This is a genomic window from Pseudooceanicola sediminis (assembly GCF_003575965.1).
GTDB classification, from domain to species: Bacteria; Pseudomonadota; Alphaproteobacteria; order Rhodobacterales; family Rhodobacteraceae; genus Pseudooceanicola; species Pseudooceanicola sediminis.
In genome coordinates this window covers 1-25,190 of record NZ_QWJJ01000006.1, presented here as the reverse complement: position 1 = coordinate 25,190, position 25,190 = coordinate 1, and the positions used below count along the sequence as shown (strand labels likewise).

The window sequence follows — 25,190 nt, the reverse complement described above, 5'->3', positions numbered from 1 at the left end:
CATGGCTGAATTTTTCACCTCCAACCCGCTTGGCATCCTGCTTCTGATCATTGGGCAGGTTCTGCTGATCGTGGTGCCGCTTCTGGTCGCACTGGCCTTTCTGCTTTACGCGGACCGCAAGGTCTGGGCGGCGGTGCAGTTGCGCCGGGGCCCCAACGTGGTGGGCATCTTTGGCCTGCTGCAAAGTTTTGCGGATTTCCTGAAATACATCACGAAAGAGGTGGTGATCCCGGCGGGGGCGGACAAGTTCGTGTTCCTGCTGGCGCCGATGCTGTCCTTCGTGCTGGCAATGATCGCCTGGGCGGTCATCCCGTTCAGCGAAGGATGGGTGCTGTCGGATATCAACGTCGCCATCCTGTATGTCTTTGCCATCTCGTCGCTTGAGGTCTACGGCGTGATCATGGGGGGCTGGGCGTCGAACTCGAAATACCCGTTCCTCGGCTCCTTGCGCTCTGCCGCGCAGATGATTTCCTATGAGGTGTCGATCGGGCTGATCATCATCGGTGTGATCATTTCGACCGGATCGATGAACTTTACCGACATCGTGCATGCGCAGGATGGCAACCTGGGGCTGTTGAACTGGTACTGGCTGCCGCATCTGCCGATGGTGTTCCTGTTCCTGATCTCGGCGCTGGCCGAAACCAACCGCCCGCCGTTCGACCTTCCCGAAGCTGAATCCGAGCTGGTGGCAGGCTATCAGGTGGAATATTCGTCGACGCCGTTCCTGCTGTTCATGATCGGTGAATATGTCGCGATCGTGCTGATGTGCGCATTGATGACGCTGCTGTTCTTCGGTGGCTGGCTGTCGCCGATCCCTGGTCTGCCCGACGGGTTCCTGTGGTTCTTCGGCAAGGTGCTGATCGTGTTCTTCATCATCGCCATGGTGAAGGCTGTCGTGCCCCGCTATCGCTATGACCAACTGATGCGGATCGGCTGGAAGGTATTCTTGCCGCTGTCGTTGGGCTGGGTCGTGATCGTGGCATTTCTGGCAAAATTTGAAGCATTCGGTGGGGCCTATGCCCGCTGGATGATTGGAGGCTGACCCATGGCAACCCAAGCCATCGACTATACCCGCGCCGCCAAATATTTCCTGCTGTTCGACATGTTCAAGGGCATGAAGATGGGCCTGAAGTATTTCTTCAAGCCCAAGGCGACGCTGAACTATCCGCACGAAAAGGGGCCGTTGTCCCCGCGCTTTCGGGGTGAACATGCGCTGCGCCGCTATCCCAATGGCGAGGAACGCTGCATCGCGTGCAAGCTTTGCGAAGCGATCTGCCCGGCGCAGGCGATCACCATCGATGCCGAGCCGCGCGAAGACGGCAGCCGCCGGACCACGCGCTACGACATCGACATGACCAAGTGCATCTACTGTGGTTTCTGCCAGGAAGCCTGCCCGGTGGATGCGATCGTCGAGGGGCCGAATTTCGAGTTCGCCACCGAAACCCGCGAAGAACTGTTTTATGACAAGCAGAAGCTGCTTGAGAACGGGGATCGCTGGGAGGCGGAAATCGCCATGAACCTCGAACTGGATGCACCCTACAGATGAGCGATGCAAAGAACCCCTTCGAGATGATGATGCAGCAGGCACAGGACATGGCACGTGCCATGAATCCGGCGCTTGAACATTTCTCGCCCAAGGGGTTCGAGCAGCTTTGGCCGACCATCCCGAAAGAGTGGATGGAGATGGCCTTTGGCAAGGGCTTCAACAAGGACGGGCTGGACAGCAAGACACGGCTGTTCCTGACCTTGGCCGGTCTGACGATGCAGGGCGCGCAGGCCGACACGCAGGTGCGCATCACGGTGCGGCATCTGCTGGAAGCGGGCGCCACGAAACAAGAAATCGCCGAGGCCATCGCACAGATGTCGATGTTCGCCGGTATACCAGCCATGACCCGGGCCGGGCAGCTCGCCAAGGAGGTCATGGACGAACAAGAGGATGATGAGACATGACCATCGCCGCGCTTTCCTTCTACCTCTTCGCGCTGAGCGCGGTTGTCGGGGGTCTCTTCACCGTGATCTCGCGCAACCCGGTGCATTCGGTGCTGTGGCTGATCCTGACCTTCCTCAGCGCCGCCGGCCTGTTCGTGCTGCTGGGTGCTGAGTTTGTGGCAATGTTGCTGATCATCGTCTACGTCGGTGCGGTTATGGTGCTGTTCCTCTTCGTTGTGATGATGCTGGACGTGGACTTTGCCGAGCTGAAGGCGGAAATGGCCAGGTACATGCCGCTGGCGCTGCTGATCGGTGTCATCCTGCTGATGCAATTCGGTCTGGCATTCGGCAGCTGGTCGACCTCCGAAGGCGCAGAAGCGGCACGGACGGCGATCACGCCGGACGGCGTCAGCAACACCGCTGCGCTCGGTCTGCTGATCTACGAACGATATTTCCTGGTTTTCCAGCTGGCAGGGATGATCCTGCTGGTCGCGATGATCGGGGCCATCGTGCTGACGCTGCGCCATCGCACGGACATCAAGCGTCAGAACGTGCTGCACCAGATGTGGCGCGATCCGGCCAAGGCGATGGAAATGAAGGACGTGAAACCGGGGCAGGGCCTTTAAGGGCCGCTGACCGGGACGGGCCGCCCCATGCGGGACGGCTGCAAACAAGATCAAGACCAGTGCCGCACAAACGCCGGCACAGGGGACAAAAGGAACCGAGGGACATGATCGGAATCGAACATTACCTGACGGTGGCGGCCGCGCTGTTCGTCATCGGGATTTTCGGGATCTTCCTGAACAGGAAGAACATCATCATCCTGCTGATGAGCATCGAGCTGATCCTGCTGGCAGTGAATATCAACCTTGTCGCATTCTCCAGCTTCCTCGGGGATCTTGCCGGGCAGGTCTTTACCCTGTTCGTGCTGACCGTCGCGGCGGCCGAGGCAGCCATCGGGCTTGCCATTCTCGTCTGCTTCTTCCGTAACCGCGGTACGATTGCCGTGGAAGACGTCAACGTGATGAAAGGCTGAGCCAATGGTATCGATCATCCTCTTCGCGCCACTGATCGGCGCATTGATCGCGGGCTTCGGCTGGCGGCTGATCACGGTGAAGGGTGCCCAGTACCTGACCACCGGTCTGCTGTTCCTCGCCTGTTTCCTGAGCTGGATCACCTTTTTCACCACGCCTGAACTTGTGCAGCACATCGAGCTGATGCGCTGGATCGAGAGCGGATCGCTGAGCACGTCGTGGGGTATCCGGCTGGATCGCCTGACGTCGACGATGCTGATCGTGGTCACGACGGTCTCTGCGCTGGTGCACCTTTACAGCCTTGGCTACATGGCGCACGACGAGAACTTCACTGACGCCGAGGAGTATCGGCCCCGGTTCTTTGCCTACCTGAGCTTTTTCACATTTGCGATGCTGATGCTGGTCACCAGCGACAACCTTGTGCAGATGTTCTTTGGCTGGGAAGGGGTCGGTGTCGCGTCGTATCTGCTGATCGGGTTCTACTACAAGAAACCCTCGGCCAATGCCGCGGCGATGAAGGCGTTTGTCGTCAACCGCGTGGGTGACTTCGGCTTTGCCCTGGGGATCTTCGGCCTGTTCTATCTGACCGACAGTATTCACCTGGACGATGTCTTTGCCGCCGCGCCGCAGATCGCAGAGACGTCGATCAGCTTCCTTTGGCAGGACTGGAATGCCGCCAACCTGCTGGCGTTCCTGCTGTTCATCGGTGCCATGGGCAAGTCGGCGCAGTTGTTTCTGCACACCTGGTTGCCTGACGCGATGGAAGGCCCGACGCCCGTGTCGGCGCTGATCCACGCCGCGACCATGGTTACCGCCGGTGTGTTCCTGGTGTGCCGCATGTCGCCGCTGATGGAATATGCGCCGCAGACACTGGCGTTCATCACCTTCATGGGGGCGACCACGGCATTCTTTGCCGCAACCGTTGGCCTGGTGCAGACCGACATCAAGCGCGTCATCGCCTATTCGACCTGTTCGCAGCTGGGTTACATGTTCGTGGCAGCGGGTGTTGGCGTCTATTCGGCGGCGATGTTCCACCTTCTGACGCACGCCTTCTTCAAGGCGCTGCTGTTCCTTTGCGCCGGGTCTGTCATCCATGCGATGCACCACGAGCAGGACATGCGAAACTATGGCGGGTTGCGGAAAAAGATCCCCTATACCTTCTACGCGATGGTGATCGGCACGCTGGCGATTACCGGCGTCGGCATTCCGTTCACGGGCATCGGCCTGGCCGGGTTCCTGTCAAAGGATGCGATCATCGAGTCCGCTTATGCGGGTACTCAGGGGGGCTATGCCTTCTGGATGCTGGTCATCGCGGCACTGTTCACCAGCTTTTATTCCTGGCGGCTGATCTTCCTGACCTTCTATGGCACGCCGCGCGGTGACAAGCACACCCACGACCATGCCCATGAAAGCCCGAAGGTCATGTTGATCCCGCTGGGCGTGCTGAGCCTTGGCGCGATCTTTTCGGGGATGTTGTGGTACAACAGCTTTTTCGGGGATCATGACAAGGTGCTGAGCTTTTTCGGAATGCCCGAGCACCACGCCGAGGCGTCTGAAGGGACGTCCGAAGGTGACACCCACGCCGTTGCGTCGGCGCAGGGCGAGGGGGCCGAGGCCGAGCACGGCGCTGCGGGCGACCACGATGTCGTCACGCCCGGCATTGCGCCGCAGGGCGCGATCTTCATGGCGCCGGACAACCACACCCTGGAAGAGGCACACCATGCCCCGGCCTGGGTCAAGCTGAGCCCGTTCATCGCGATGCTTCTTGGTTTCATCATCGCCTGGGCGATGTACATCAAGGACACGACGCTGCCCAAGCGGATGGCCGACGCGAACCGCCCGCTGTACCTGTTCCTGCTGAACAAGTGGTACTTTGACGAGCTGTACGATTTCATCTTCGTACGCCCGGCCTTCTGGATCGGTCGGACGCTGTGGAAAAGCGGTGACGGCAAGGTCGTCGACGGCGGCATCAACGGGCTGGCGATGGGGATCATCCCCTTCTTCACCCGGCTCGCGGGCCGTGCGCAGAATGGTTACATCTTTACCTATGCATTCGCGATGGTGATCGGTATCGCGGTCTTCGTCACCTGGATGTCGCTCACCGGAGGGGCGGAATAATGAACAATCTTCTCTCCATCGTCACCTTCATGCCCGCGATAGCGGCCCTGATCCTGGCGATCTTTCTTCGGGGCGAGGATGCGGCTGCGCAGCGCAATGCCAAGTGGGTGGCGCTGATCGCCACCACTCTGACGTTCCTCGTGTCGCTGTTCATCCTGGCCGGGTTCAATTCCGCCGACACCGGCTTTCAGATGGTCGAGGAGCGCGACTGGCTGCTCGGCATGAAGTACAAGATGGGCGTCGACGGGATTTCGGTTCTCTTCGTGTTGCTGACGACCTTCATGATGCCGTTGACGATCTGGGCAAGCTGGGGCGTGAACAAGCGCGTCAAGGAATACATGATTGCCTTCCTGCTGCTGGAAACGCTGATGCTCGGCGTGTTCATGGCGCTGGACCTGGTGCTGTTCTATCTGTTCTTCGAAGCCGGTCTGATCCCGATGTTCCTGATCATCGGGATCTGGGGTGGGGCGAACCGCATCTATGCCAGCTTCAAGTTCTTCCTCTATACCTTCCTCGGCTCGGTTCTGATGCTGGTCGCGATGGTGGCGATGTTCACCGATGCGGGAACCACGGATATTCCGACGCTGATGATGCATGACTTCAGCTCCTCCGACTTCTCGCTGTTGGGCATTCACATCGTGGGTGGGATGCAGACGCTGATGTTCATCGCCTTCTTTGCCAGCTTCGCGGTCAAGATGCCGATGTGGCCCGTGCACACCTGGCTGCCTGACGCGCACGTTCAGGCACCGACCGCAGGGTCGGTGGTGCTGGCGGCGATCCTGCTCAAAATGGGTGGCTACGGTTTCCTGCGCTTCAGCCTGCCGATGTTTCCGGTCGGGGCCGATGTGATGACACCGCTGATCCTCTGGCTCAGTGCGATCGCCATCGTCTACACCAGCCTGGTCGCGCTGGTGCAGGAAGACATGAAAAAGCTGATCGCCTATTCGTCGGTGGCGCACATGGGCTATGTCACCATGGGCATCTTTTCCGCCAACCAGCAGGGGGTCGACGGCGCCATCTTCCAAATGATCAGCCACGGCTTTATCTCGGGCGCGCTGTTCCTTTGTGTCGGGGTGATCTACGACCGGATGCACACGCGCGAGATTTCGGCCTATGGCGGCCTGGTCAACCGGATGCCAGCCTATGCGCTGATCTTCATGTTCTTCACCATGTCGAACGTCGGTCTGCCCGGAACCAGCGGGTTCATCGGCGAATTCCTGACGTTGATGGGCATTTTCCAGGTCAATACCTGGGTCGCGCTGGTCGCGACATCCGGCGTGATCTTTTCGGCGGCCTATGGGCTGTACCTGTACCGTCGCGTCGTCATGGGGGACCTGATCAAGGAAAGCCTGAAGTCCATCAAGGACATGAGCGCCCGGGAAAAGTGGATCTTTACGCCGCTGGTCGTCATGACGATCCTGCTGGGCGTCTACCCGTCGCTCGTTACCGATATGATCGGTCCCTCGGTCGAGGCACTGATCGCAAACCACGAAACCGCCCTGGCAGCGGCCGATCGCCTTGGCGATGCGGCTGTCGCCGTGGCCTCGTCGCACTGATCTGGAGGCTACCTGATGCTTCAGGCTGATCTGAACGTAATTTTGCCGGAGATCATTCTGGCCTGCTTCGCGATGCTGTCGCTGGTCGGGGCGGTCTACACGAGCAAGGACAAGTCTGCGGGGCTGCTGGTCTGGGTCACGGCGATCATCTATGTGATTATCGGGCTTTTCATTGCCACCCGCACCACACCTGAAACCGCGTTTCACGGCATGTACAACGCCGACGGGTTCGCCCGCTTTGCCAAGGTCGTGATCCTGTTCTCGGCGGCTGCCGTGTTGATCATGGGCCAGGAATATATGGCCCGACGCAAGATCCTGAACTTTGAATACCCGGTGTTGGTCACTCTGGCCGTGCTGGGGATGCTGGTGATGGTCTCTGCCGGTGATCTGATCACGCTGTACATGGGGCTGGAGCTGCAATCGCTGGCGCTCTATGTCGTTGCATCGTTGCGCCGCGACAGCATCAAGTCGACGGAAGCGGGACTTAAGTACTTCGTGCTCGGGTCGCTTTCCTCGGGTCTGGTGCTGTACGGGTCGTCTCTCGTTTATGGCTTTTCGGGCACGACGCTGTTCAGCGGGATCCTTGCCTCGATGAGCGAGGGGCACGCGCCGCTTGGTCTGCTGTTCGGGCTGGTGTTCATGGTGTCGGGCATGGCGTTCAAGGTATCGGCGGTGCCGTTCCACATGTGGACGCCCGACGTATACGAGGGGGCGCCTACGCCGATCACCGCGTTCTTTGCCACGGCCCCCAAGATCGCGGCCATGGGCCTGTTTGCCCGTGTGGTGTTCGACGCCTTCGGCGGTATCGTGGGGGACTGGCAACAGATCCTGGCCGTCATTTCGTTGCTGTCGATGTTCCTCGGATCGGTCGCGGCCATCGGTCAGACCAACATCAAACGCCTGATGGCCTATTCCTCGATTGCACACATGGGCTATGCCCTGATGGGCCTGGCGGCGGGCACGGCATTCGGCGTGCAGGCAATGCTGATCTACATGTCGATCTATATCGTCATGAACATCGGCGCGTTCGCTTTTATCCTGTCGATGGAGCGGGACGGGCAGCCGGTGACGGATATCATGGCGCTGAAGATGTATTCGGCAAACCATCCGGGTCGCGCTTTGGCCGTCCTGGTTCTGATGTTCAGCCTTGCGGGCGTGCCGCCGCTGGTCGGGTTCTTCGGTAAACTGTACGTTCTGCGTGCGGCCTACGAAGCGGGCCTAGGCTGGCTGGCGGTGCTGGGCGTGATCGCATCGGTGATCGGCGCATTCTACTATCTGCGGATCGTGTTCTACATGTATTTCGGTGAATCCAATGACCCCTTGGTCACACCGAAAAGCCCGGTTCTGTGGTCGCTGCTGATGGTGTCTGCCGGGATCATGGTGCTGGGTGTCGTGAACCTGTTCGGCATCGAGAGCCTGGCCGAAGCTGCGGCCCTGACACTGGTCAACTGACCTTGTCGGTGCCGATGCCTGACGATTGGCCCGATGGCTACGGACGGGTGGTGCTGGCCGAAGTGGACAGCACTCTGGACGAAGCACGGCGGCGTTATTCGACGCTGCAGGAGGGGCCGATCTGGCTGTTGGCGCTGAACCAGACAAAGGCACGAGGCCGCCGTGGGCGGCCTTGGGCACATCCCCGGGGCAATTTCGCGGCGACGCTGATCCTGCCGTTGGCTGAACGCGCTGACACGATCGCGCTGCGGTCCTTTGTGACCGCGCTGGCGGTGCATGATGCCTTTGTCACCCTGACCGGGCGGACCGACCCGTTTTCGCTGAAGTGGCCAAATGACGTGTTGCTGAACGGGTCGAAAGTGGCCGGTATCCTGTTGGAGAGCTTGGCGCCAAATGCCGGCATGCCGGGATTGGCCATTGGGATCGGCGTCAACCTGGCCGAGGCGCCAGCACCGCAGGACGTGGAGCCGCAGGCGCTGCGACCGGTGGCCTTGGCGCAGGAAACCGGCGCCCTCGTGCGGCCCGAGGAATTTCTGAACGTTCTGGCGGTGCATTACGCGACGCACGAAGCAACGATGCGCAGCCTCGGGTTTGGCCCGATCCGCGACGCCTGGCTGGCCCGCGCCAGCCACCTGGGCCAGACCATCACCGCGCGCGTCGGGACAGAGACGCTGACCGGCGTTTTCGAAACGCTGGACGAGCGTGGCCACTTGGTGCTGACCTGCGAGGGGAGACGCCATGCGATCCCTGCCGCAGACGTGTTTTTCTAGACCATACCGGCGCGACCGGACAGGGGAGGAGGAAGCCCATGCTTCTGGCCATTGATTGCGGGAATACCAATACGGTGTTCTCAGTCTGGGACGGCGAGCGTTTTCTGTGTACGTTACGCACGTCGACCGAACATCAGCGTACGGCGGATCAATATTACGTCTGGCTGTCGACGTTGCTGGCCCACCACCGGATTCCGATGGACATCGACGCGGTCATCATCTCGACCACCGTGCCGCGCGTGGTATTCAACCTGCGGGTGCTGAGTGATCGCTATTTCAATTGCCGCCCGCTGGTCGTGGGAAAGCCTGAATGCGCGCTGCCCATGGCACCGCGGGTGGATGCGGGCACCCAGGTCGGCCCGGACCGTCTGGTGAACACTGCCGGTGCTTTTGAACGCTATGGCGGAGATCTGATCGTGGTCGATTTCGGCACCGCGACAACCTTTGACGTGGTCGCCGAAGATGGCGCCTATGTCGGCGGTGTCATTGCGCCGGGTGTCAACCTGAGCCTTCAGGCGCTGCACGAGGCCGCTGCCGCCTTGCCGCATGTCGACGTGACCAAGCCCGCGAAGGTGATTGGCACGAATACCGTGGCGTGTATGCAATCAGGGGTGTTCTGGGGCTATGTCGGGCTGGTTCGCGGTGTCTGCGACCAGATCAAGGCTGAATATGACCGTCCGATGCGGATTATCTCGACCGGGGGGCTTGCGCCGCTGTTCGGACAGGGCGATACGCTGTTCGACCATTTCGATGAGTTCCTGACCATTCACGGTCTGCGGATCATCTACGATTACAACAAAGCGTTAGGCAATCCATGAGCAACGACCGGCTGATCTATCTCCCCCTCGGCGGTGCTGGGGAAATTGGCATGAACGCCTATGTCTATGGCTATGGGCCAGCCGGCAAGGAACGGCTGATCCTGGTCGACATCGGTGTCGCCTTTCCGGATATGGAGACCACGCCAGGCGTCGATCTGATCTTTGCCGACATTTCCTGGTTGGTGAAAAACAAGAAACGCCTGGAGGCGGTGTTCATCACGCACGCCCACGAGGACCACGTTGGTGCCATCGGGCACCTGTACCATCGCCTCGGCGCGCCGGTGATCCATACGCGCGCCTTTACCGCCAATATCGCCCGCGGCAAGCTGGCGGAATATGGCATCGGTGATCACGCAGTCACAACGGCGAGCCCCTGGCCCGCGACGGTCAAGGCAGGCCCCTTCAACATCGGTTTCCTGCCGATCTCGCACTCCATCCCGGAAAGCAGCGCGTTGGTCATCGACACGCCGCAGGGCCGTGTCATCCACACGGGTGATTTCAAGCTGGACCTCAATCCGCTGGTCGGCGAGGCGTTTGACGAAGAGCTGTGGCGCGATGTGTCCAAGCCGGGCGTCAAGGCGTTGATCTGCGATTCCACCAACATCTTTTCGCCCAACCCGGGCCGTTCGGAATCCGAAGTCGGCCCCGAGGTGCAGACCCTTATCGCCGAAGCCAGCGGCATGTTGGTCGCCACGACCTTTGCCAGCAACGTGGCACGCGTGCGCACGCTGGCCGAAGCGGGCGAGCGCGCAGGGCGGTCGATCTGCCTGATGGGGCGCGCAATGCGCCGGATGGTGGAAGCATCGCTTGAAACCGGCGTGCTGGAGCGGTTTCCCAAGGTGGTGAGCACCGAGGAAGCGCGCGAAATCCCGCGTGAAAACCTGATGCTGATCGTAACCGGAAGCCAGGGCGAGCGCCGCGCTGCCTCGGCCCAACTGGCGCGCGGCAAATTCCACGGGATGCAGATGCAGGAGGGAGACACGTTCCTGTTCTCGTCCAAGACCATTCCGGGCAACGAAAAAGGCGTGATTGCGATCATGAACGCCTTTTCCGAACAGGGCGTCGACGTGATCGACGACAGCAACGGCCGGTATCACGTGTCAGGACATGCCAATCGGCCCGACCTGGAAAAGATGCAGGACGTCGTTAATCCGCAGATGGTTATCCCGATGCACGGCGAACACCGTCACCTGCGCGAGCACGCCAAGATGACCCTGGCAAAGGGGCGCGCGGCAGTCGTTTGTGTCAACGGCATGATGCTCGACCTGTCGGGCAACCAGCCCAAGGTTGCGGAATACATCGAAAGTGGCCGCACGTATCTGGATGGATCGGTGCAAATCGGGGCAATGGACGGGATCGTGCGCGATCGTATCCGCATGGCGCTGAATGGCCATGTGACCGTTACCTTCGTGCTGGATGAACAAGACGAGCCCCTTGGCGAGCCTTGGTGCGATCTGATGGGGTTGCCCGAGACTGGCCGCTCCAGCGCACCGCTGACGGATGTTCTGGAACAGGATCTGAGCCAGTTCATCGGGCGGGCGGATGCCAAGACCCTGATGAACGATACCAAGCTGGAAGAGGCGCTGCGCCGGGTTGTGCGCAACACCTCTCAGGACGAGATTGGCAAGAAGCCCGAAGTGACTGTGGTGATCTCTCGGCTTTCCGCCTGATCCCGCATCGACAGAGACTCCAACAAGTCGCGCAGCGCCGTCGAGCGGTGCGCGACAGGATCGAATTGCAAGCCGATCTTCTTGTCGACCTTCCAGCGCACCACTGCGTTGAAATTGCAGACATCCTCGATCCTGAATTTCAGCTCATTCAGCTTGCCGTAGCTTGACGCGACCATCGGCAGCGACAGACCAGCCCCCCCAAGCGATATGTCAAAGAGACGGCCTGTCAGCGACAGGTCGTCCATGATCAATTTGCAATCGTGTTGGAAGGCGTAGCGCGAAAACCGTCTGCGACCGATTTCTGCGCTTATTTTCAGATCGAACGACATACCGACACCCCATGATTCAATATCGGGGGAGGCTAGGGGTGCAATCTTACCGGGACTTGAAGTTCAGGCCGGAAAATTGCGCCAATTCGCGCGACTTTCCGGCATGACAGAGGGGGGGAGTGTCTGCGCAGATCAGCCTGCGCGACGTTCCTCGAACGACAGGGCGATGAAGCTGGGCATGTGATCGCCCATGCCGACAACGCGGTTGTCACCGCCCGATCCACCGCGCGACTTGCCACGCGAATTGTTGTTCCGCGACCGGTCATTGTTGTTGTCGGCGGAGCGGCTGTCATTGCCACGAGAATCGTTGGATTTCGCGGCCTGGGCATTTGCTTCGGCGGGCTTCGCTTCTGTCTGCTTTGCCTCGGCTGGTGCGTCGGGCTGCGGCGCGGCCTCGGGGACGTTTGCGTCGGCCTTTGCTTCTGCGGGTTTCTTCCGCGAGGCGCGACGCTGCGTCGGCTTGGGCTTGGCCGTCTGCTCCGGAGCTGTTTCCGGCTGGGCCTCGGCTGCGACGGCATCGTCGGGGCCCTTGTCCACGACCTTGTCCGCGGCTGGTTTGCTGCGGCTCCGGGTGCGGGTACGGGTGGGACGCGCCGGCTTTGCCTCGGGCGTGGCGTCGGCGGAGACGTCCGTCTGCACCGCGGCGTCTGCCACCGGGGCTTGGTCGCTGTCCTGCTTGGCAGGGGCGGCGCGTCCCGGAACGTCGATGCGCGGAATTTCACTTTCGACCAGCTTTTCGATGTCGGCCAGATTGCGTTCGTCTTTCGGCACGCAGATCATGACCGCCTTGCCCTTGCGACCGGCGCGGCCGGTGCGGCCAATACGGTGCACGTAATCTTCGGCATGGCTCGGCACGTCAAAGTTGAAGACGTGGCTGACGGAGGGCACGTCGAGACCGCGCGCGGCCACATCTGACGCGCACAGGATCTTGAGGCTGCCTTCGCGAAAGCCGTCCAATGTCTTGGTGCGCGTCGACTGATCCAGATCTCCGTGGATCGGCGCAGCATCATAGCCGTACTTGCGCAGGCTCTTGGCGGTCGTATCCACATCGGTCTTGCGGTTGAAGAAGATGATGGCGTTGGTCAGGCTGTCGCCTTCCTGGTCGATCAATTCACGCAGAACACGGCGTTTTTCCGTTGCTTCGCGATCCTTGCGCGTCGCTTTGAACATCACCACACCCTGTTCGATATTGGCGCCGGTCGTGGCCTGGCGCGCAACCTCGATCCGCTCGGGCGCGGAGAGGAAGGTATTGGTGATGCGCTCGATCTCAGGGGCCATGGTGGCAGAGAAGAACAGCGTCTGGCGGGTGAAGGGGGTCAGGCTGAAGATGCGTTCGATATCGGGGATGAAGCCCATGTCGAGCATCCGGTCAGCCTCGTCCACGACCATGATCTGAACGCCGGTCAGCAGCAGCTTGCCGCGCTCGAAATGGTCCAGCAGACGGCCGGGGGTGCAGATCAGCACGTCGACGCCGCGGTCGATCAGCTGTTCCTGTTCCTTGAAGCTGACGCCGCCGATCAGCAGCGCCTTGGTCAGTTTCAAGTGTTTGGTATAGGTGTCGAAATTCTCGGCGACCTGGGCGGCAAGTTCGCGGGTCGGGCAGAGCACAAGGCTGCGCGGCATACGGGCCCGTGCGCGGCCCTTGGCCAGCAGCGTGATCATGGGCAGCACGAAGCTGGCCGTCTTGCCGGTGCCGGTCTGGGCGATGCCCAGCACGTCCTTGCCAGCCAGCGCATGGGGAATCGCACCCGCCTGGATGGGCGTCGGCGTCTCGTAGCCGGCTTCTTCAATGGCTTTCAGGACCTTGGGGTCCAGGTTCAGATCAGAAAACTTGGTCATATGTATCCGGTGTTTACGGACACATCTCGGCCCGTAGCGTCTGAAAAGATAGGGGGCCTTCATGGCCCCCGGAGCGCAGATCGGCCGCGCCCCATGGTGCCCGCGAAATACAGCATAAATGGCAAAACGTCAATCGCGACGGGCCTTTGCAACCGGGTGTTAACGGCAGCGGCCTTTCACTGCGCTTTTCAGGTGGTGGCATCTGCAAAGTGTCGGCGGCGCAGGGTGGCAAAGTCGAACTCGGCAGTGCGCAACAGGCCCTCGGCCCCGAGGCGCGCGCGCAGGTCGGGCGTGTCGCAGCAGACCTCTTGGTGAAAGTGGCGCAGGCCCGCCAGGCCGCGCCGGTTTTCGAGGTCGCGCAGCAGATCATGCAGGGGGGCTGTCGCGCCCTGGGCGGGGCGTAGGCCGGCGCGATAGGCCCCGCTTTCCAGCCGAAAGCGGTAGTGTTTCAGCCAGTCCTCCCACGGTCCCGCGTGAAAATGCGCCAGGGAAATATCGCTCAGTTCCACCTGGCCGGGATTTTGCTCTCCCCGCGACAGAACGTTGTGGATGCGAAATTCGGCCTCGGGCAAGCCTTTGCGGACAAAGAGCTTTCCCGCCGCATGGCTGAGCATCCCGCCATTCAGCCATCCACCATAGGTGGGAAATATCCGCGCGGTCTGCCTGTGTCGCAATGGCGTTTGCAGGGTGAATGCCTTGAAATTGACTCGGGTGTCGGGTGGTTCGGTCGGCAGAGCATCTGCGGCCAGCGCTTCGATCGGGCGAAGGCGTGCGGTTTGGCATTCGGGTGCAAGGCGGGCCAGGTGCCCCGCAACCGGACCGTCGCAGAGCAAAAATTCATCGACATCGATATGCGCCAGCCAGTCGCAAGCTGTGTTGGCCGCATAGGCGCGGGTGGCATTTAGGGTCTGGCGGGGCTGATGACGGGTCGGACGCCGCCGACCAATGCGCTGCCAGTAGGCCTGGTCGGCGACCACGACGTCGATTTGGGGGTGGTTGCGCAAAGCCTCCGGGACCGGGGCGTCGGGGTCGTCGAAATGCAGCATCAGCCGGGTCGCGCCCAGATCGAGGTGCCAGGCGGCAAAATTCAGCACGTCCCGGGCCGGCGCCCTGATGGTCGAGACGATGCCCCAGGCCGGGCTGTTCATGTGCCAGTGACCGGTGGCACGCGCCCGAAAACCTGGCGGCACCGTTCATCGAGGTCGAGGTGGCGGGTGAGCAGCATCTGGTGGTCGTCCAGGGCCTGACGCAGGGCGGGCGTATCGGCGCAGACCTCGTCGTAGAACTGCCTCAGGCCATCCTCACCTTCGTTTTCCTTGAGGAATTCAAGCACGTCGTACAGTCCGAATGTCGTGCCGCGCCGTTGGTAGGAGCCTTTTTTCATCCGAAAATCAAGGCGATCGCGGAAATCCTGCCAGTCGCGGACATGGGCATGTCCGACCCAGCCGTTTCGCAGTTCGGCGCGATTGGCAGCGGGTTCGCCCCTGTACAGAAGTGCATGAATGCCAAGGCGACATTCAGGGATTCCGACGCGCACGACGGCCTTGCCTTCCAGATGGCTGATGTACCCGCCCCGCAGGTGCGCGCCGAAGGTGGGATAGATCTGTTGCAGCGCAGCCTTGTCCGTGCCCGCAAAGCGTGGGGTCAACTTGAACGCGGCACTGTCCTGCGTGCCGCCAGCCAGCATTTCGGCCGGACGCACATGGACGACGGCGGTATCGGCAGGCACCTGGACCAGCAGATCCGACATCGGGATCGGTGGCATCAGCACCTCGTCCACGTCAAGATGCGCCAGCCAGTCGAGATCGCTGCGGCGGTAGGCATGTGTCGCGTTGCGCATCTGCCGCCCCTGGTGCGTCTCGGGGCGCCCTGCGCGGTGCCGATCCCAGTAGGCCTGAGTGCATTGAATGACCCTGACGCGACTGTCGCCGCTGAAAAATGCGGCCGTTTCGGCGTCTGGCGTATCCAGGTAAAGCTGAATGCGGGCGGCGCCTTCGGACAGGTGATAGGCGGCGAAGCGCGCGATCTGCGGCAATGGCGCCTGCACGGTGGAGACGACCCCCCAACGCAGCGGTCCGGCTGTGAGACTGGCCAGCTGTGCAGGGGCGGGCGCCACGTTGGATTTGTCGTGCAGCGGAGCAAAGGAGAACAGCTCCCCAACCTTTTCCTGACGGTTTTCGCGCGCCTCTCTCATCAGGCGCAAACGGCGAAAGACAGTGCGGTCGTCAGTGTCGAGGAGGCCCAGAAGATGACGCGCCAGCGGGCGGATCGTGTCATCCCCCCCGGCATCTTGCCAGAGGCGTCCCAGCATGTTGACGTCAAGGCCGCCGTTGACGATGGCATAGGCGTCCATATCCAAGGCGAGGGGCCCGGATTTGCGAGGTCCGTCAAAGGGTTGCTTCGGGCTGGCGGGAACATGCAGGCGCTCGGTCTCGTACAGCTTCATGGTGGCGAAGAGAACCGCCAGGCTGTGACCGACACGCCTCTGCGCCTCGGTTGTGCCGTGGTCGGCAAAGGTTGTCGCCGCGGACACCAGCCAACGGGGGCCGAGGTGCGTCAGCAAAAACGGGGCCTCTTCCCGCCAGATGCGCAGGAACAGCGGGGCGGCCTGGGCGGGCTGGGCGCGGCGTCGCAGGGCCGCGACAAGCAGTCCATGCAGCCAGAGGAGTTCGGGCTGCCCCAAGAACTCTTCTTTCAATTCCAGGTATTTATAGGAGTATGTTGAGGCCGATTTCTGGTGTGTGTCCGGGCCTTCGCCGACCCTGCGCTGCCGGAGCGGTGCAAGGTCGATGTGCAGGTCGGGCAGCGCCTCGCCGGGGGCGAAGGTCAAGGGGTCACGGCGGCCCTCCATCTGGGCAAGAACCCGGTCGAAACCGCCGTATGTCGATGACCTGTCCATGACGGGAGCTTGCCCGCGCGGGAGATCCCGCGCAAGCGTCAGGCCATCATCTCTTTCGTCGCGGTCAGCGTGATGTCGGGATAATCCCGCACGACACGATCGATGTCCCATTGCAGGCGGGTCAGGTAAACCGTGTCGCCGTCATGGTCGTAGGAGATATGCTGCTTGTTCACATTCACAAACTTATCAATGGCTTGGCGCTCACCGTTGACCCAGCGGGCCGAAGTGAACTGCGAGGGTTCAAAACGCACGGGAATGCCATATTCCAGCTCGATCCGGCTGGCGAGCACTTCGAACTGAAGCGCGCCAACGACACCGACGATGAAGCCGGACCCGATGGCCGGCTTGAACACCTTGGCGGCGCCTTCCTCGGCGAATTGCATCAGCGCCTTTTCAAGATGCTTGCCCTTCATCGGGTCGGTCGAACGGACGCTTTGCAGCAATTCCGGTGCAAACGAGGGGATACCGGTAACACGAATTGCTTCGCCTTCGGTTAACGTGTCCCCGATGCGCAATTGGCCGTGGTTGGGGATGCCGATGATATCGCCTGCCCAGGCTTCCTCGGCCAGCTCGCGATCCGAGGCAAGGAAGAGCACAGGGTTGGTGATGGACATCGGTTTTTTCGACCGCACATGGGTCAGTTTCATGCCGCGTTTGAAGTGGCCTGAGGCAAGGCGGATGAAGGCCACGCGGTCGCGGTGCTTGGGGTCCATATTCGCCTGCACCTTGAAGACAAAGCCGGAAACCTTTGTTTCTTCTGGCAAAATCTTGCGTGGTTCTGCCGATTGAATCTGCGGTTCTGGGCCATAGGTGCCGATGCCGTCCATCAGTTCCTTGACGCCGAACGAGTTGATGGCAGAGCCGAACCAGATCGGGGTCAGCGTGCCGTCCAGCAGTGCTTGCTGATCGAAGGGCGGCAGCAATTCGCGCGCCATCTCGACCTCCTCCCGCAGCTTTTCCAACAGGTCGGCGGGGATCAGTTCATCCAGCTTGGGGTCGTTCAAACCCTTGATCTCAATGGATTCACCGACCTTGTTGCGGTCGGCGCGGTCCATCAGCTCAAGCCGGTCATTGAGCATGTCATAGCAACCCAGAAAGTCGCGCCCGACGCCGATCGGCCAAGAGGCCGGGGTCACGTCGATTGCCAGATTTTCCTGAATTTCATCAATGATATCAAACGTCTCGCGGCTCTCGCGGTCCATCTTGTTACAGAAGGTCAGAATCGGCAGATCCCGCAGGCGGCAAACCTCGAAAAGCTTTTGCGTCTGGCTTTCGACCCCCTTGGCCCCGTCGATCACCATGACGGCGGCGTCGACTGCGGTCAGGGTGCGATAGGTGTCTTCGGAGAAATCCGAGTGGCCGGGCGTGTCGACAAGATTGAACCTGAACGTCTTGAAATCAAACGACATTGCAGAGGCGGAGACGGAAATCCCGCGATCCTTTTCCATCTGCATGAAGTCCGAGCGCGTGCGCCGCGCCTCGCCCTTGGCGCGCACCTGACCGGCCATCTGAATGGCGCCACCATAGAGAAGAAACTTCTCGGTCAGGGTGGTTTTGCCCGCATCGGGGTGCGAGATGATCGCGAAAGTGCGCCTGCGCGCGATTTCTGCGGGGAGTTGGGGGCGGGTTGAAGGGGTGTCCAGCATGTCGCGGCATATATCAGGGATCGGAAAAAGGGCAAGCATGGGCTGCACCCGGGGCCGGGCCGAGAGCGGCGGCGCGCCCCAAATCGCAACGTCGGTATTTGTGTCGGTATCAAAGCGGTATGTGAGCGGTGGATGTGGCGGCGCGCCCTAGAGAGGTTGCAGGTGCAGTCGGCCGGCCAGAGGGGTGCCCGCGCCGCAGAATGACGACCGATTTGGCCGGTAAAGGGGAGCGGCGCGTCGCGTTGCGCGACACGGCGGTGCGAGGTCGGGCGGTGCGAGGTGGGGCGGTGCAAGGTGGGGCGGTGCGAGGTGGGGCGGGCGGTGGCGCGATGCGGCGGTCAGTCGCGCGACGGCGGCGGACGACGGGAGACGCCGCGCAGTATCTCGAGCGCATCGGGGCGGCGCAGGGTAGCGGCGCTGAGTTCGTATTCGAGGTGCGGGCGGTCCGAGTGACCGGACATCGGCCCGAGGAACGCACCGGGAAGCTGGGGGCCGAGCGCGGTGCGGGTGTTGTCATCGAGCAGCAGCGTTTCGGCGGCGATCCCTTCGGCGTAGATGATCTGGTGCGTGTCGAACAGAAGCTGGAAGTATTCGACAAAGCCGCCTTCTTGTCGGAACACGGTATCGTCGTTGATCAGGTGGCGCGCGCGCACCAGCACCTCCTTTCGACCGACATCGAGGGCATCGACGCGCTGGTAGATGAACAGGCGATGGTCGGGGCTGACGACGAGGTCATTGGCATTGGCCAGCGCCCCGGCGCGAATGACGATAGGGGCAAACGCGCCAGTCGCCCGCACGATCGACGTGCCGATCCAGCGGATCTGCTGCGCGCCGTCGTCGCGTGTCAGGACGCGATCCCCGACGGAAAGATCCTCGATCGGGCACTGGCGCCCGCTGGCCAGCGTGATCAGCGTGCCGCGCGTGAACGAGACGCAGGCGACATCGGCCAGCTTGCGATGCGCGGTGCGGGTGTCGATGCCGACCAGCTGGTAATCGGTGCGCGGGATCATCGGCGCAAGGGGCAGGGCGTAGACATCGTTGACCGCGCCGTCCTGCCCGACCTCGACGATCACCAGAACATCGCTGGTGGCGCCATCGGGAGACATGAAGGTCAGGCAGCTGTCGAGGACGAGACGCGCGCCGGGCGTGCCATGTCCTGTCTGTGCGCTGACGGTTGTGGTGCCATCGTCGCGCGATTCGATGGACAGGCGCACCTGCGTCGCTGCGGGGGCGAACCAGTAGATGTCATCGGGCACCAGTTCCTCGGCGAAGGAGAGGCCATCCCCTTCGTTCACGCCATGGACGACCTGCATCACGCCGGATAGATAGACCGGAATGGCAGTGATTGTCTGCGGGCTGGCTGTTGTCATGACAGCGCCTGGGCTACCTCTGGCAAGAAGACTCGCTGGTGATCTGTTGCCTAACTATGGCAGGTTACGTTCAAGTTACGCGATATACGCATTTGAGGCGATATCGCTGCGGATGAGGCGGCGACGGAAACGTCGCCCGGAAGGAGAGTATCATGGATCTTGGGATCAAGGGAAAGCGCGCATTGGTGACGGCGTCCTCAAAAGGGCTGGGGCGCGGATGTGCCATGGCGCTGGCCGAGGCGGGTGTCGACCTGGTGCTGAACGCGCGGGGCGCCGAGGCGCTGGAGGCGACGGCGCAGGAGATTCGCGACCTGTATGGCGTGAACGTGACGGCGGTTGCTGCCGATATCGTCAGCGAATCCGGTCGGGCAGAGGTGCTGGATGCCGCGGGGCAGGTCGACATTCTGGTGACCAACGCCGGTGGACCGCCCCCGGGCATGTGGACCGACTGGGACCGGGACGATTTCATCGCGGCGCTGGATGCCAACATGCTGACGCCGATCGCGCTGATCAAGGCGCAGCTGCCCGGCATGATCGAGGCCGGCTGGGGCCGAATCGTCAACATCACGTCGCAATCGGTGAAATCGCCCATCGGCCAGCTGGGTCTGTCGAATTCGGCGCGCGCCGGTCTGACCGGGTATGTCGCGGGCACCGCACGCCAGGTGGCGGGGCATGGTGTCAATATCAACAACCTGCTGCCGGGCATTCACGACACCGACCGGGCGGCATCGCTGGACGGCGGGGTGGTCAAGGCCAAGGGCATCACGCTGGAGGAGGCCCGCGCGGCCCGCATGGCGACGATTCCGGCGCAGACCTACGGGTCGGCCAGCGGATTCGGCCAGACCTGCGCTTTCATGTGCTCTCAACATGCGGCGTTCATGATCGGGCAGAACGTTCTGCTGGACGGTGGCGCCTTCAACTCGACCTTCTGAGCGGATCATACCGATACCGTTTGACCTGCCGACATCCCCGGGCCGCGCCGTGCGGCCCGGGGATGCGCAGGGACCTATCCCCTTCGATCGGACAGCAAGACCTTGAGCCAGCCCGCCCCCCGCCTGGAAATTCGCAACCTGACGCGCCGGTACGGCGATCTGACCGTGGTCGATGATGTCAGCCTGACGGTGATGCCGGGGCAGGTGACCTGCCTGCTGGGGCCGTCTGGCTGCGGCAAGTCCACCACCTTGCGGATGATCGCGGGCGTCGAGATGCAGGATGCCGGGGCGATCTATACCGATGGCCAGCTGATCTGTGACACGGTGTTTCGCATCCCGCCGGAACGTCGCCACATCGGATTGATGTTTCAGGATTTCGCGCTGTTCCCGCACCTGACCGTGGCGCAGAACGTCGCCTTCGGATTGTCCACCGGCAAGGCCGAGCAGCGCGCGCGGGTCGAGGAGCTGCTGGCGCGCGTCGACATGCTGCGCCATATCGACGACTACCCGCACGGCCTGTCGGGGGGCGAACAGCAGCGCGTCGCCCTGGCGCGTGCACTGGCGCCACGGCCGCGCGTAATGCTGATGGACGAGCCGTTCTCGGGCCTGGACAACCGGTTGCGCGACGAGATTCGCGACCAGACCCTTGCGGTGCTGAAGGCCGAGGACGCTGCCGTCCTGCTGGTGACGCACGAACCCGAAGAAGCCATGCGCATGGCGGACGAGATTGCGCTGATGCGCGGCGGCAAGATCGTGCAACAGGGCGCGCCCTACAACATCTACAACGCGCCCCGAGACCGCGACGCGGTTGCTTTCTTTAGCGATATCAACGTGATCCGGGGGCGGGTCAGCGGGGCCCTGACACAGACGCCGTTCGGTCAGTTCCTGACGCCGGGCGTGCCCGAGGGCGGCGAGGTCGAGATCATCATCCGGCCCCAGCACCTGCGCATAGATTTCGACCGGAACGGCGCCGGCCCGCTGCCCACCCCGGAACACGGAACGCCCGCCCGTGGCGTGGTCGAACGTGCCCGTTTCATGGGCAATGAGAGCCTGGTCGAATTCCGCATGGATCACGACGGCTCGATTCTGAAGGCGACGGTCCCGAATGTGTTCCTGCCCAAGCCGGGCAAGCCGCTGTGGCTGACGATCCGGCGCGACCGCTGCTTTGTGTTTCCCGTGCGCTAAGGCGATTTCGCGCCCGAAACGGGCGTGATCGCGCGCCGCCACGGGGGTTGCCTAGTGGTGGGCGGGGCAGGGCGCGCACCGCTGCGCAGCCGGGCGTCGCCATCGGGGCATTCCTCGGCCACAAAGCGCACGTTTGCGCAAAAAAGCGTGGGTGCGGTGCTTTGGTTCTTTCATCCTCGCCTTGAAAACATTAAGTGTCCTGAGACACCGGGCGGCGGGGATCCGTCCGTGCAAGGGAGAGCTGATATGCTTAATAACATTGGCCTGCCGGGCCTTCTTCTGATCGCCGTGGTTGTGCTGGTCCTGTTTGGCCGTGGCAAGATTTCGTCGCTGATGGGGGAAGTCGGCAAAGGCATCACCGCCTTCAAGCGCGGCGTCACCGACGGCACCGAGGAAATCGAACGGGAAAATGCCGACACGGCGCGCGACGTGACTCCGGAAGAGTCGAAAGACAAGGTCTGATCCCCCATGTTCGGAATGGGATGGACCGAGCTTATGCTCATCGGGGTCGTCGCCTTGATCGTGGTTGGCCCGAAAGAGCTGCCGGGGCTTTTCCGCAATATCGGCCAGTTCGTGGGCCGTGCACGAGGCATGGCGCGTGAGTTTTCCCGCGCCATGGAAGATGCGGCCGATCAATCCGGCATGAAGGACGCCTCGAACGTCCTCAAGGGGCTGTCCAATCCGAAACGCTACGGGCTGGACAAGGTCAAGGAGGCGACGGATTTCGCCAAGTGGACCCCGGACAGCAACACCGGAAAGCTGGCCGAGGAACGTGCGGCCGCAGCCAAGAAGATCCATTCCGCGACGGCGAATGCGGCGCAGAAACGACTGGATGAACAAGCCCGCGCAGCGGCCTCCGACAGCGCGCTGGCCGTGCCCGAGGTCGCCCCGATCGCCAACCCGAAACCGACACCTCCCGACGTGTTGCCGGCGCCGCGACAGCAGCCCCCCGCGCAGACACGCCGCACCGCCAAACCCATCAACCGTCCCGTCCGCAAGGCCGCCCCGGCGCAAACGCGCAAGGCGAAACCTGCTCCCACCAAGAAAGGTTGAGCATGAGCGATACGGATGAGCTGGAAGACAGCTCCGCACCGCTGATCGAACATCTCGCCGAGCTGCGCACGCGCCTGATTCATTCCCTGATCGCGTTCATCGTCGGCATGGCGATCTGCTTTACCGTCTGGAACCCGATCTTCAACTTTCTGACGCAACCGCTGTGCCAGGCCCGCGACGCCATGGGCGATGACTGCGGTCTGATCATGATCAAGTTGCAGGAAGGTTTCTTCGTCGCGGTCTCGATCTCGCTTCTGGGTGGGCTGATGCTCAGCTTTCCCTACATTTCCTACCAGATGTGGCGTTTCGTGGCGCCGGGCCTGTACAAGAGCGAACAGGGCGCCTTCCTGCCGTTCCTGATCGCCTCGCCGTTCATGTTCTTCCTCGGCGCGGCCTTTGCGTTTTACGTCGTCACGCCGATGGCCTTCGACTTCTTCCTCGGTTTCCAGCAACCCGGCACGCTGACGGGCGACACCGAGGTGGGGCAGACCGTCGCCGGCATCGCCTTCCAGGGCTCGGCGCAGGAATACCTCAAGCTCACGATCAAGTTCATCGTGGCGTTCGGCATCTGCTTTCAGCTGCCGGTGCTTCTGACGCTGATGGGGCAGGCGGGGCTGGTTTCCGCGGTCGGCCTGGGCGGCATGCGCAAATACGCCGTCGTCGGTATCCTGGTGCTGGCCGCCGTGGTGACACCGCCGGACGTGATCACCCAGATCATCCTGTTCGTCGTGGTCTACGGCCTCTACGAAATCTCGATCTTCCTGGTTCGCCGTGTCGAACGCCGCCGCGATGCACGGCTGCGCGCCGAGGGCTACTTCGACGACGAAGAAGACCTGCCGGACGATCCCGACCGCAAGGAGTGAGGGCCGTCATGACAGACCCGATGGAGCGTATCGCCGCAGCGCTGGAACGCATGTCTCCGGCGCCGCTTGAGGCACCTGATTTCGACGGCGCCGATGCCTTTGTCTGGCAGACCGACCCCGAATACCTCGAGCCGGTGACCAGGATCTCTCGCGTCGACCTGTCGCTGCTGATCGGCGTCGAACGCGCACGCGATACGCTGCTGGCCAACACGCTGCAATTCGCCCGCGGGTATGGCGCCAACAACGCGCTGCTCTGGGGCGCACGCGGCATGGGCAAATCCAGCCTGGTCAAGGCGGTGCACGCCGATGTCCTGCGTCAGGGGCACCCGCTCAAGATCGTCGAGCTGCAACGCGAAGATCTGCCGACCGTGTCCCGCCTGATGCACCTCCTGGGCAGCAGCCGCCACCGCTTCTTGCTGTTCTGCGACGATCTCAGCTTCAGCCACGACGACCAGCACTATAAATCCCTCAAGGCCGTGCTGGATGGCGGTATCTCGGGTCGCCCGGAAAACGTGCTCTTCTATGCGACGTCGAACCGCCGCCACCTGATGCCCCGCGACATGATCGAGAACGAGCGCTCCAGCAGCATCAACCCCTCCGAGGCGGTCGAGGAAAAGGTCTCCCTGTCCGACCGCTTCGGCCTCTGGCTCGGCTTCCACCCCTGCAGCCAGGACGATTACCTGGCGATGATCGACGGCTATTGCGCCGCGCACGGCCTGCGCGTACCGGCGGAAACGCTGCGCGCCGAGGCGATCGAATGGCAGGCCACGCGCGGCGGCCGCTCGGGGCGCGTCGCCTGGCAGTTCTTCACGGATCTCGCCGGACGCCACGGTATCCAGGTCGCCTGAATCCGGTCGCCTGAATCTGGGTACCTGAATTCGGGTGCCAGACACCTGGACAGGCGCCACGCGCTCCCTGTCATCTGGCCGAAAATACCCTCGGGTGAATTGAGGCCAAAGGCCTCAAGAGGGCAAAGCCCTCCTGCCCAAAGACGCAAATGCAGACAGGGGTACGCCGACAGGGAAACGCAGCGCCAGACCGCTGCTCAGCCCTATTGTCACCGACGCCCGCGTCAGGTCACCGTGGCCTCAGGATCTCCGCGCCGAACTCTCTGCCCGGAAATCGCCTCGGTGCCCGACGATCCGCAACCTGGGCCCCGAGGGCGCGGCGTGCTCTGCCTTGGCAGAGACCGCACCCCCGGCGGATCATTTCAGATAGGACATCGGGTCGACGGTATCGAGGCCCTTGCGCACTTCGAAATGCAGGTAGGGCGTGCCGTCCGTGGCGATCTTGGCGATCTGCTGACCACGCTCCACCGTATCGCCCTTTTTCGCCGTGATGCCTTCGACGTTGGAATAGAGCGTCAGAAGGTTGTCGTCGTGTTTGATGACGATGACACTGCGGTTGTCGGTGTCCTGGATGATGGCGGCCACGGTGCCCGATCCGGCGGCCTTGACCGGCACGCCGGGATCAGCTGCCAGGTCGATGCCGTCGCTCTTGCCCTTTTCATATTCGCGGATGATGCGGCCCTGCACCGGATATCCCAGCTTGCCGGTCGGGGCGCTCTGCTCCGCGCTGAGGTCGGGCGCGATGGTCTTGCCGCTCTCGGTCTTGGGGACGGCCGGTGCCGCGGCCAGCGGGGCCGGGGTTTCGGCGGGCAGCGGTTTCGAGGCCGAGGGCGGCGGCGGCGTGGGCGAGCCGACGCCCGGCGCCGTCGTGGTCGCCAG

At 62.3% G+C, this 25,190-nt stretch carries 24 protein-coding genes; 17 read left to right on the top strand and 7 right to left on the bottom strand.

What is annotated here, in order from left to right; all coding sequences use genetic code 11:
• Position 1: 1 nt before the first annotated feature.
• From nuoH to DL237_RS07870, 11 genes are all read left to right on the top strand, one after another.
• Complete coding sequence (gene nuoH, locus DL237_RS07920; RefSeq protein ID WP_119398524.1) at positions 2–1,042, top strand: NADH-quinone oxidoreductase subunit NuoH; 1,041 nt, start codon at positions 2–4, stop codon at positions 1,040–1,042.
• A gap of 3 nt (positions 1,043–1,045) precedes the next feature.
• Positions 1,046–1,546: an NADH-quinone oxidoreductase subunit NuoI gene (gene nuoI / locus DL237_RS07915; RefSeq protein ID WP_119398523.1), complete on the top strand. Its 501-nt coding sequence runs from the start codon at positions 1,046–1,048 to the stop codon at positions 1,544–1,546.
• On the top strand, positions 1,543–1,950 hold the full coding sequence (locus DL237_RS07910) for a carboxymuconolactone decarboxylase family protein (RefSeq protein WP_119398522.1): 408 nt from the start codon (positions 1,543–1,545) through the stop codon (positions 1,948–1,950). The genes nuoI and DL237_RS07910 overlap by 4 nt, the downstream gene beginning before the upstream one ends.
• The gene (locus DL237_RS07905; protein WP_119398521.1) at positions 1,947–2,555 is read left to right on the top strand and encodes an NADH-quinone oxidoreductase subunit J; all 609 of its coding nucleotides are present in this window, start codon (positions 1,947–1,949) and stop codon (positions 2,553–2,555) included. Before DL237_RS07910 ends, DL237_RS07905 begins: the two co-directional genes overlap by 4 nt.
• A 104-nt stretch (positions 2,556–2,659) precedes the next feature.
• Positions 2,660–2,965: an NADH-quinone oxidoreductase subunit NuoK gene (gene nuoK, locus DL237_RS07900; RefSeq protein WP_119398520.1), complete on the top strand. Its 306-nt coding sequence runs from the start codon at positions 2,660–2,662 to the stop codon at positions 2,963–2,965.
• Between the two features lie 4 nt (positions 2,966–2,969).
• Entirely contained in the window at positions 2,970–5,081 is a 2,112-nt protein-coding gene (gene nuoL / locus DL237_RS07895; RefSeq protein WP_119398519.1) for an NADH-quinone oxidoreductase subunit L, read from the top strand.
• Positions 5,081–6,637, top strand: coding sequence for an NADH-quinone oxidoreductase subunit M (locus tag DL237_RS07890; protein WP_119398518.1), 1,557 nt, complete (start codon positions 5,081–5,083; stop codon positions 6,635–6,637). Before nuoL ends, DL237_RS07890 begins: the two co-directional genes overlap by 1 nt.
• A gap of 15 nt (positions 6,638–6,652) precedes the next feature.
• Positions 6,653–8,089, top strand: coding sequence for an NADH-quinone oxidoreductase subunit NuoN (gene nuoN / locus DL237_RS07885; protein WP_119398517.1), 1,437 nt, complete (start codon positions 6,653–6,655; stop codon positions 8,087–8,089).
• 14 nt (positions 8,090–8,103) lie between these two features.
• A complete protein-coding gene (locus tag DL237_RS07880) occupies positions 8,104–8,859 on the top strand; it encodes a biotin--[acetyl-CoA-carboxylase] ligase (protein WP_119398708.1) in 756 nt (251 codons plus the stop codon).
• Between the two features lie 38 nt (positions 8,860–8,897).
• A complete protein-coding gene (locus tag DL237_RS07875) occupies positions 8,898–9,677 on the top strand; it encodes a type III pantothenate kinase (RefSeq protein ID WP_119398516.1) in 780 nt (259 codons plus the stop codon).
• Positions 9,674–11,347 carry a ribonuclease J gene (locus DL237_RS07870; protein WP_119398515.1) on the top strand — a complete coding sequence of 558 codons (1,674 nt, stop codon included), beginning with the start codon at positions 9,674–9,676 and terminating at the stop codon, positions 11,345–11,347. Before DL237_RS07875 ends, DL237_RS07870 begins: the two co-directional genes overlap by 4 nt.
• Here DL237_RS07870 and DL237_RS07865 read toward each other — a convergent pair.
• From DL237_RS07865 to DL237_RS07840, 6 genes are all read right to left on the bottom strand, one after another.
• Positions 11,287–11,676, bottom strand: coding sequence for a PilZ domain-containing protein (locus tag DL237_RS07865; RefSeq protein ID WP_119398514.1), 390 nt, complete (start codon positions 11,674–11,676; stop codon positions 11,287–11,289). The two genes, DL237_RS07870 and DL237_RS07865, sit on opposite strands and share 61 nt — an antisense overlap.
• Before the next feature lie 132 nt (positions 11,677–11,808).
• Positions 11,809–13,515 carry a DEAD/DEAH box helicase gene (locus DL237_RS07860; protein ID WP_119398513.1) on the bottom strand — a complete coding sequence of 569 codons (1,707 nt, stop codon included), beginning with the start codon at positions 13,513–13,515 and terminating at the stop codon, positions 11,809–11,811.
• 188 nt (positions 13,516–13,703) lie between these two features.
• On the bottom strand, positions 13,704–14,663 hold the full coding sequence (locus DL237_RS07855; RefSeq protein ID WP_119398512.1) for a glycosyltransferase family 2 protein: 960 nt from the start codon (positions 14,661–14,663) through the stop codon (positions 13,704–13,706).
• Positions 14,660–16,414, bottom strand: a complete 1,755-nt coding sequence (locus tag DL237_RS07850; protein WP_119398511.1) for a glycosyltransferase family 2 protein — start codon at positions 16,412–16,414, stop codon at positions 14,660–14,662. Before DL237_RS07850 ends, DL237_RS07855 begins: the two co-directional genes overlap by 4 nt.
• Before the next feature lie 38 nt (positions 16,415–16,452).
• Positions 16,453–18,060 carry a peptide chain release factor 3 gene (locus tag DL237_RS07845; protein WP_119398707.1) on the bottom strand — a complete coding sequence of 536 codons (1,608 nt, stop codon included), beginning with the start codon at positions 18,058–18,060 and terminating at the stop codon, positions 16,453–16,455.
• 338 nt (positions 18,061–18,398) lie between these two features.
• Positions 18,399–19,430 (bottom strand): Hint domain-containing protein, encoded by a 1,032-nt coding sequence (locus DL237_RS07840; protein WP_119398510.1) that lies wholly within the window; start codon positions 19,428–19,430, stop codon positions 18,399–18,401.
• Positions 19,431–19,582: 152 nt separating this feature from the next.
• Here DL237_RS07840 and DL237_RS07835 point away from each other — a divergent pair, with 152 nt between their 5' ends.
• From DL237_RS07835 to DL237_RS07810, 6 genes are all read left to right on the top strand, one after another.
• Entirely contained in the window at positions 19,583–20,362 is a 780-nt protein-coding gene (locus DL237_RS07835; RefSeq protein WP_119398509.1) for an SDR family NAD(P)-dependent oxidoreductase, read from the top strand.
• 102 nt (positions 20,363–20,464) lie between these two features.
• Entirely contained in the window at positions 20,465–21,547 is a 1,083-nt protein-coding gene (locus DL237_RS07830; protein WP_199672018.1) for an ABC transporter ATP-binding protein, read from the top strand.
• Positions 21,548–21,793: 246 nt separating this feature from the next.
• Complete coding sequence (locus tag DL237_RS07825) at positions 21,794–22,009, top strand: twin-arginine translocase TatA/TatE family subunit (protein WP_119398508.1); 216 nt, start codon at positions 21,794–21,796, stop codon at positions 22,007–22,009.
• A gap of 6 nt (positions 22,010–22,015) precedes the next feature.
• The gene (tatB, locus tag DL237_RS07820) at positions 22,016–22,600 is read left to right on the top strand and encodes a Sec-independent protein translocase protein TatB (protein WP_119398507.1); all 585 of its coding nucleotides are present in this window, start codon (positions 22,016–22,018) and stop codon (positions 22,598–22,600) included.
• A 2-nt stretch (positions 22,601–22,602) separates the two neighbouring features.
• Entirely contained in the window at positions 22,603–23,463 is an 861-nt protein-coding gene (gene tatC / locus DL237_RS07815) for a twin-arginine translocase subunit TatC (RefSeq protein ID WP_119398506.1), read from the top strand.
• Between the two features lie 8 nt (positions 23,464–23,471).
• On the top strand, positions 23,472–24,311 hold the full coding sequence (locus DL237_RS07810; protein WP_119398505.1) for an ATP-binding protein: 840 nt from the start codon (positions 23,472–23,474) through the stop codon (positions 24,309–24,311).
• Between the two features lie 357 nt (positions 24,312–24,668).
• Here DL237_RS07810 and DL237_RS07805 read toward each other — a convergent pair.
• The coding region (locus tag DL237_RS07805; RefSeq protein ID WP_147405321.1) for a murein hydrolase activator EnvC family protein at positions 24,669–25,190 on the bottom strand (522 nt) is incomplete at its 5' end.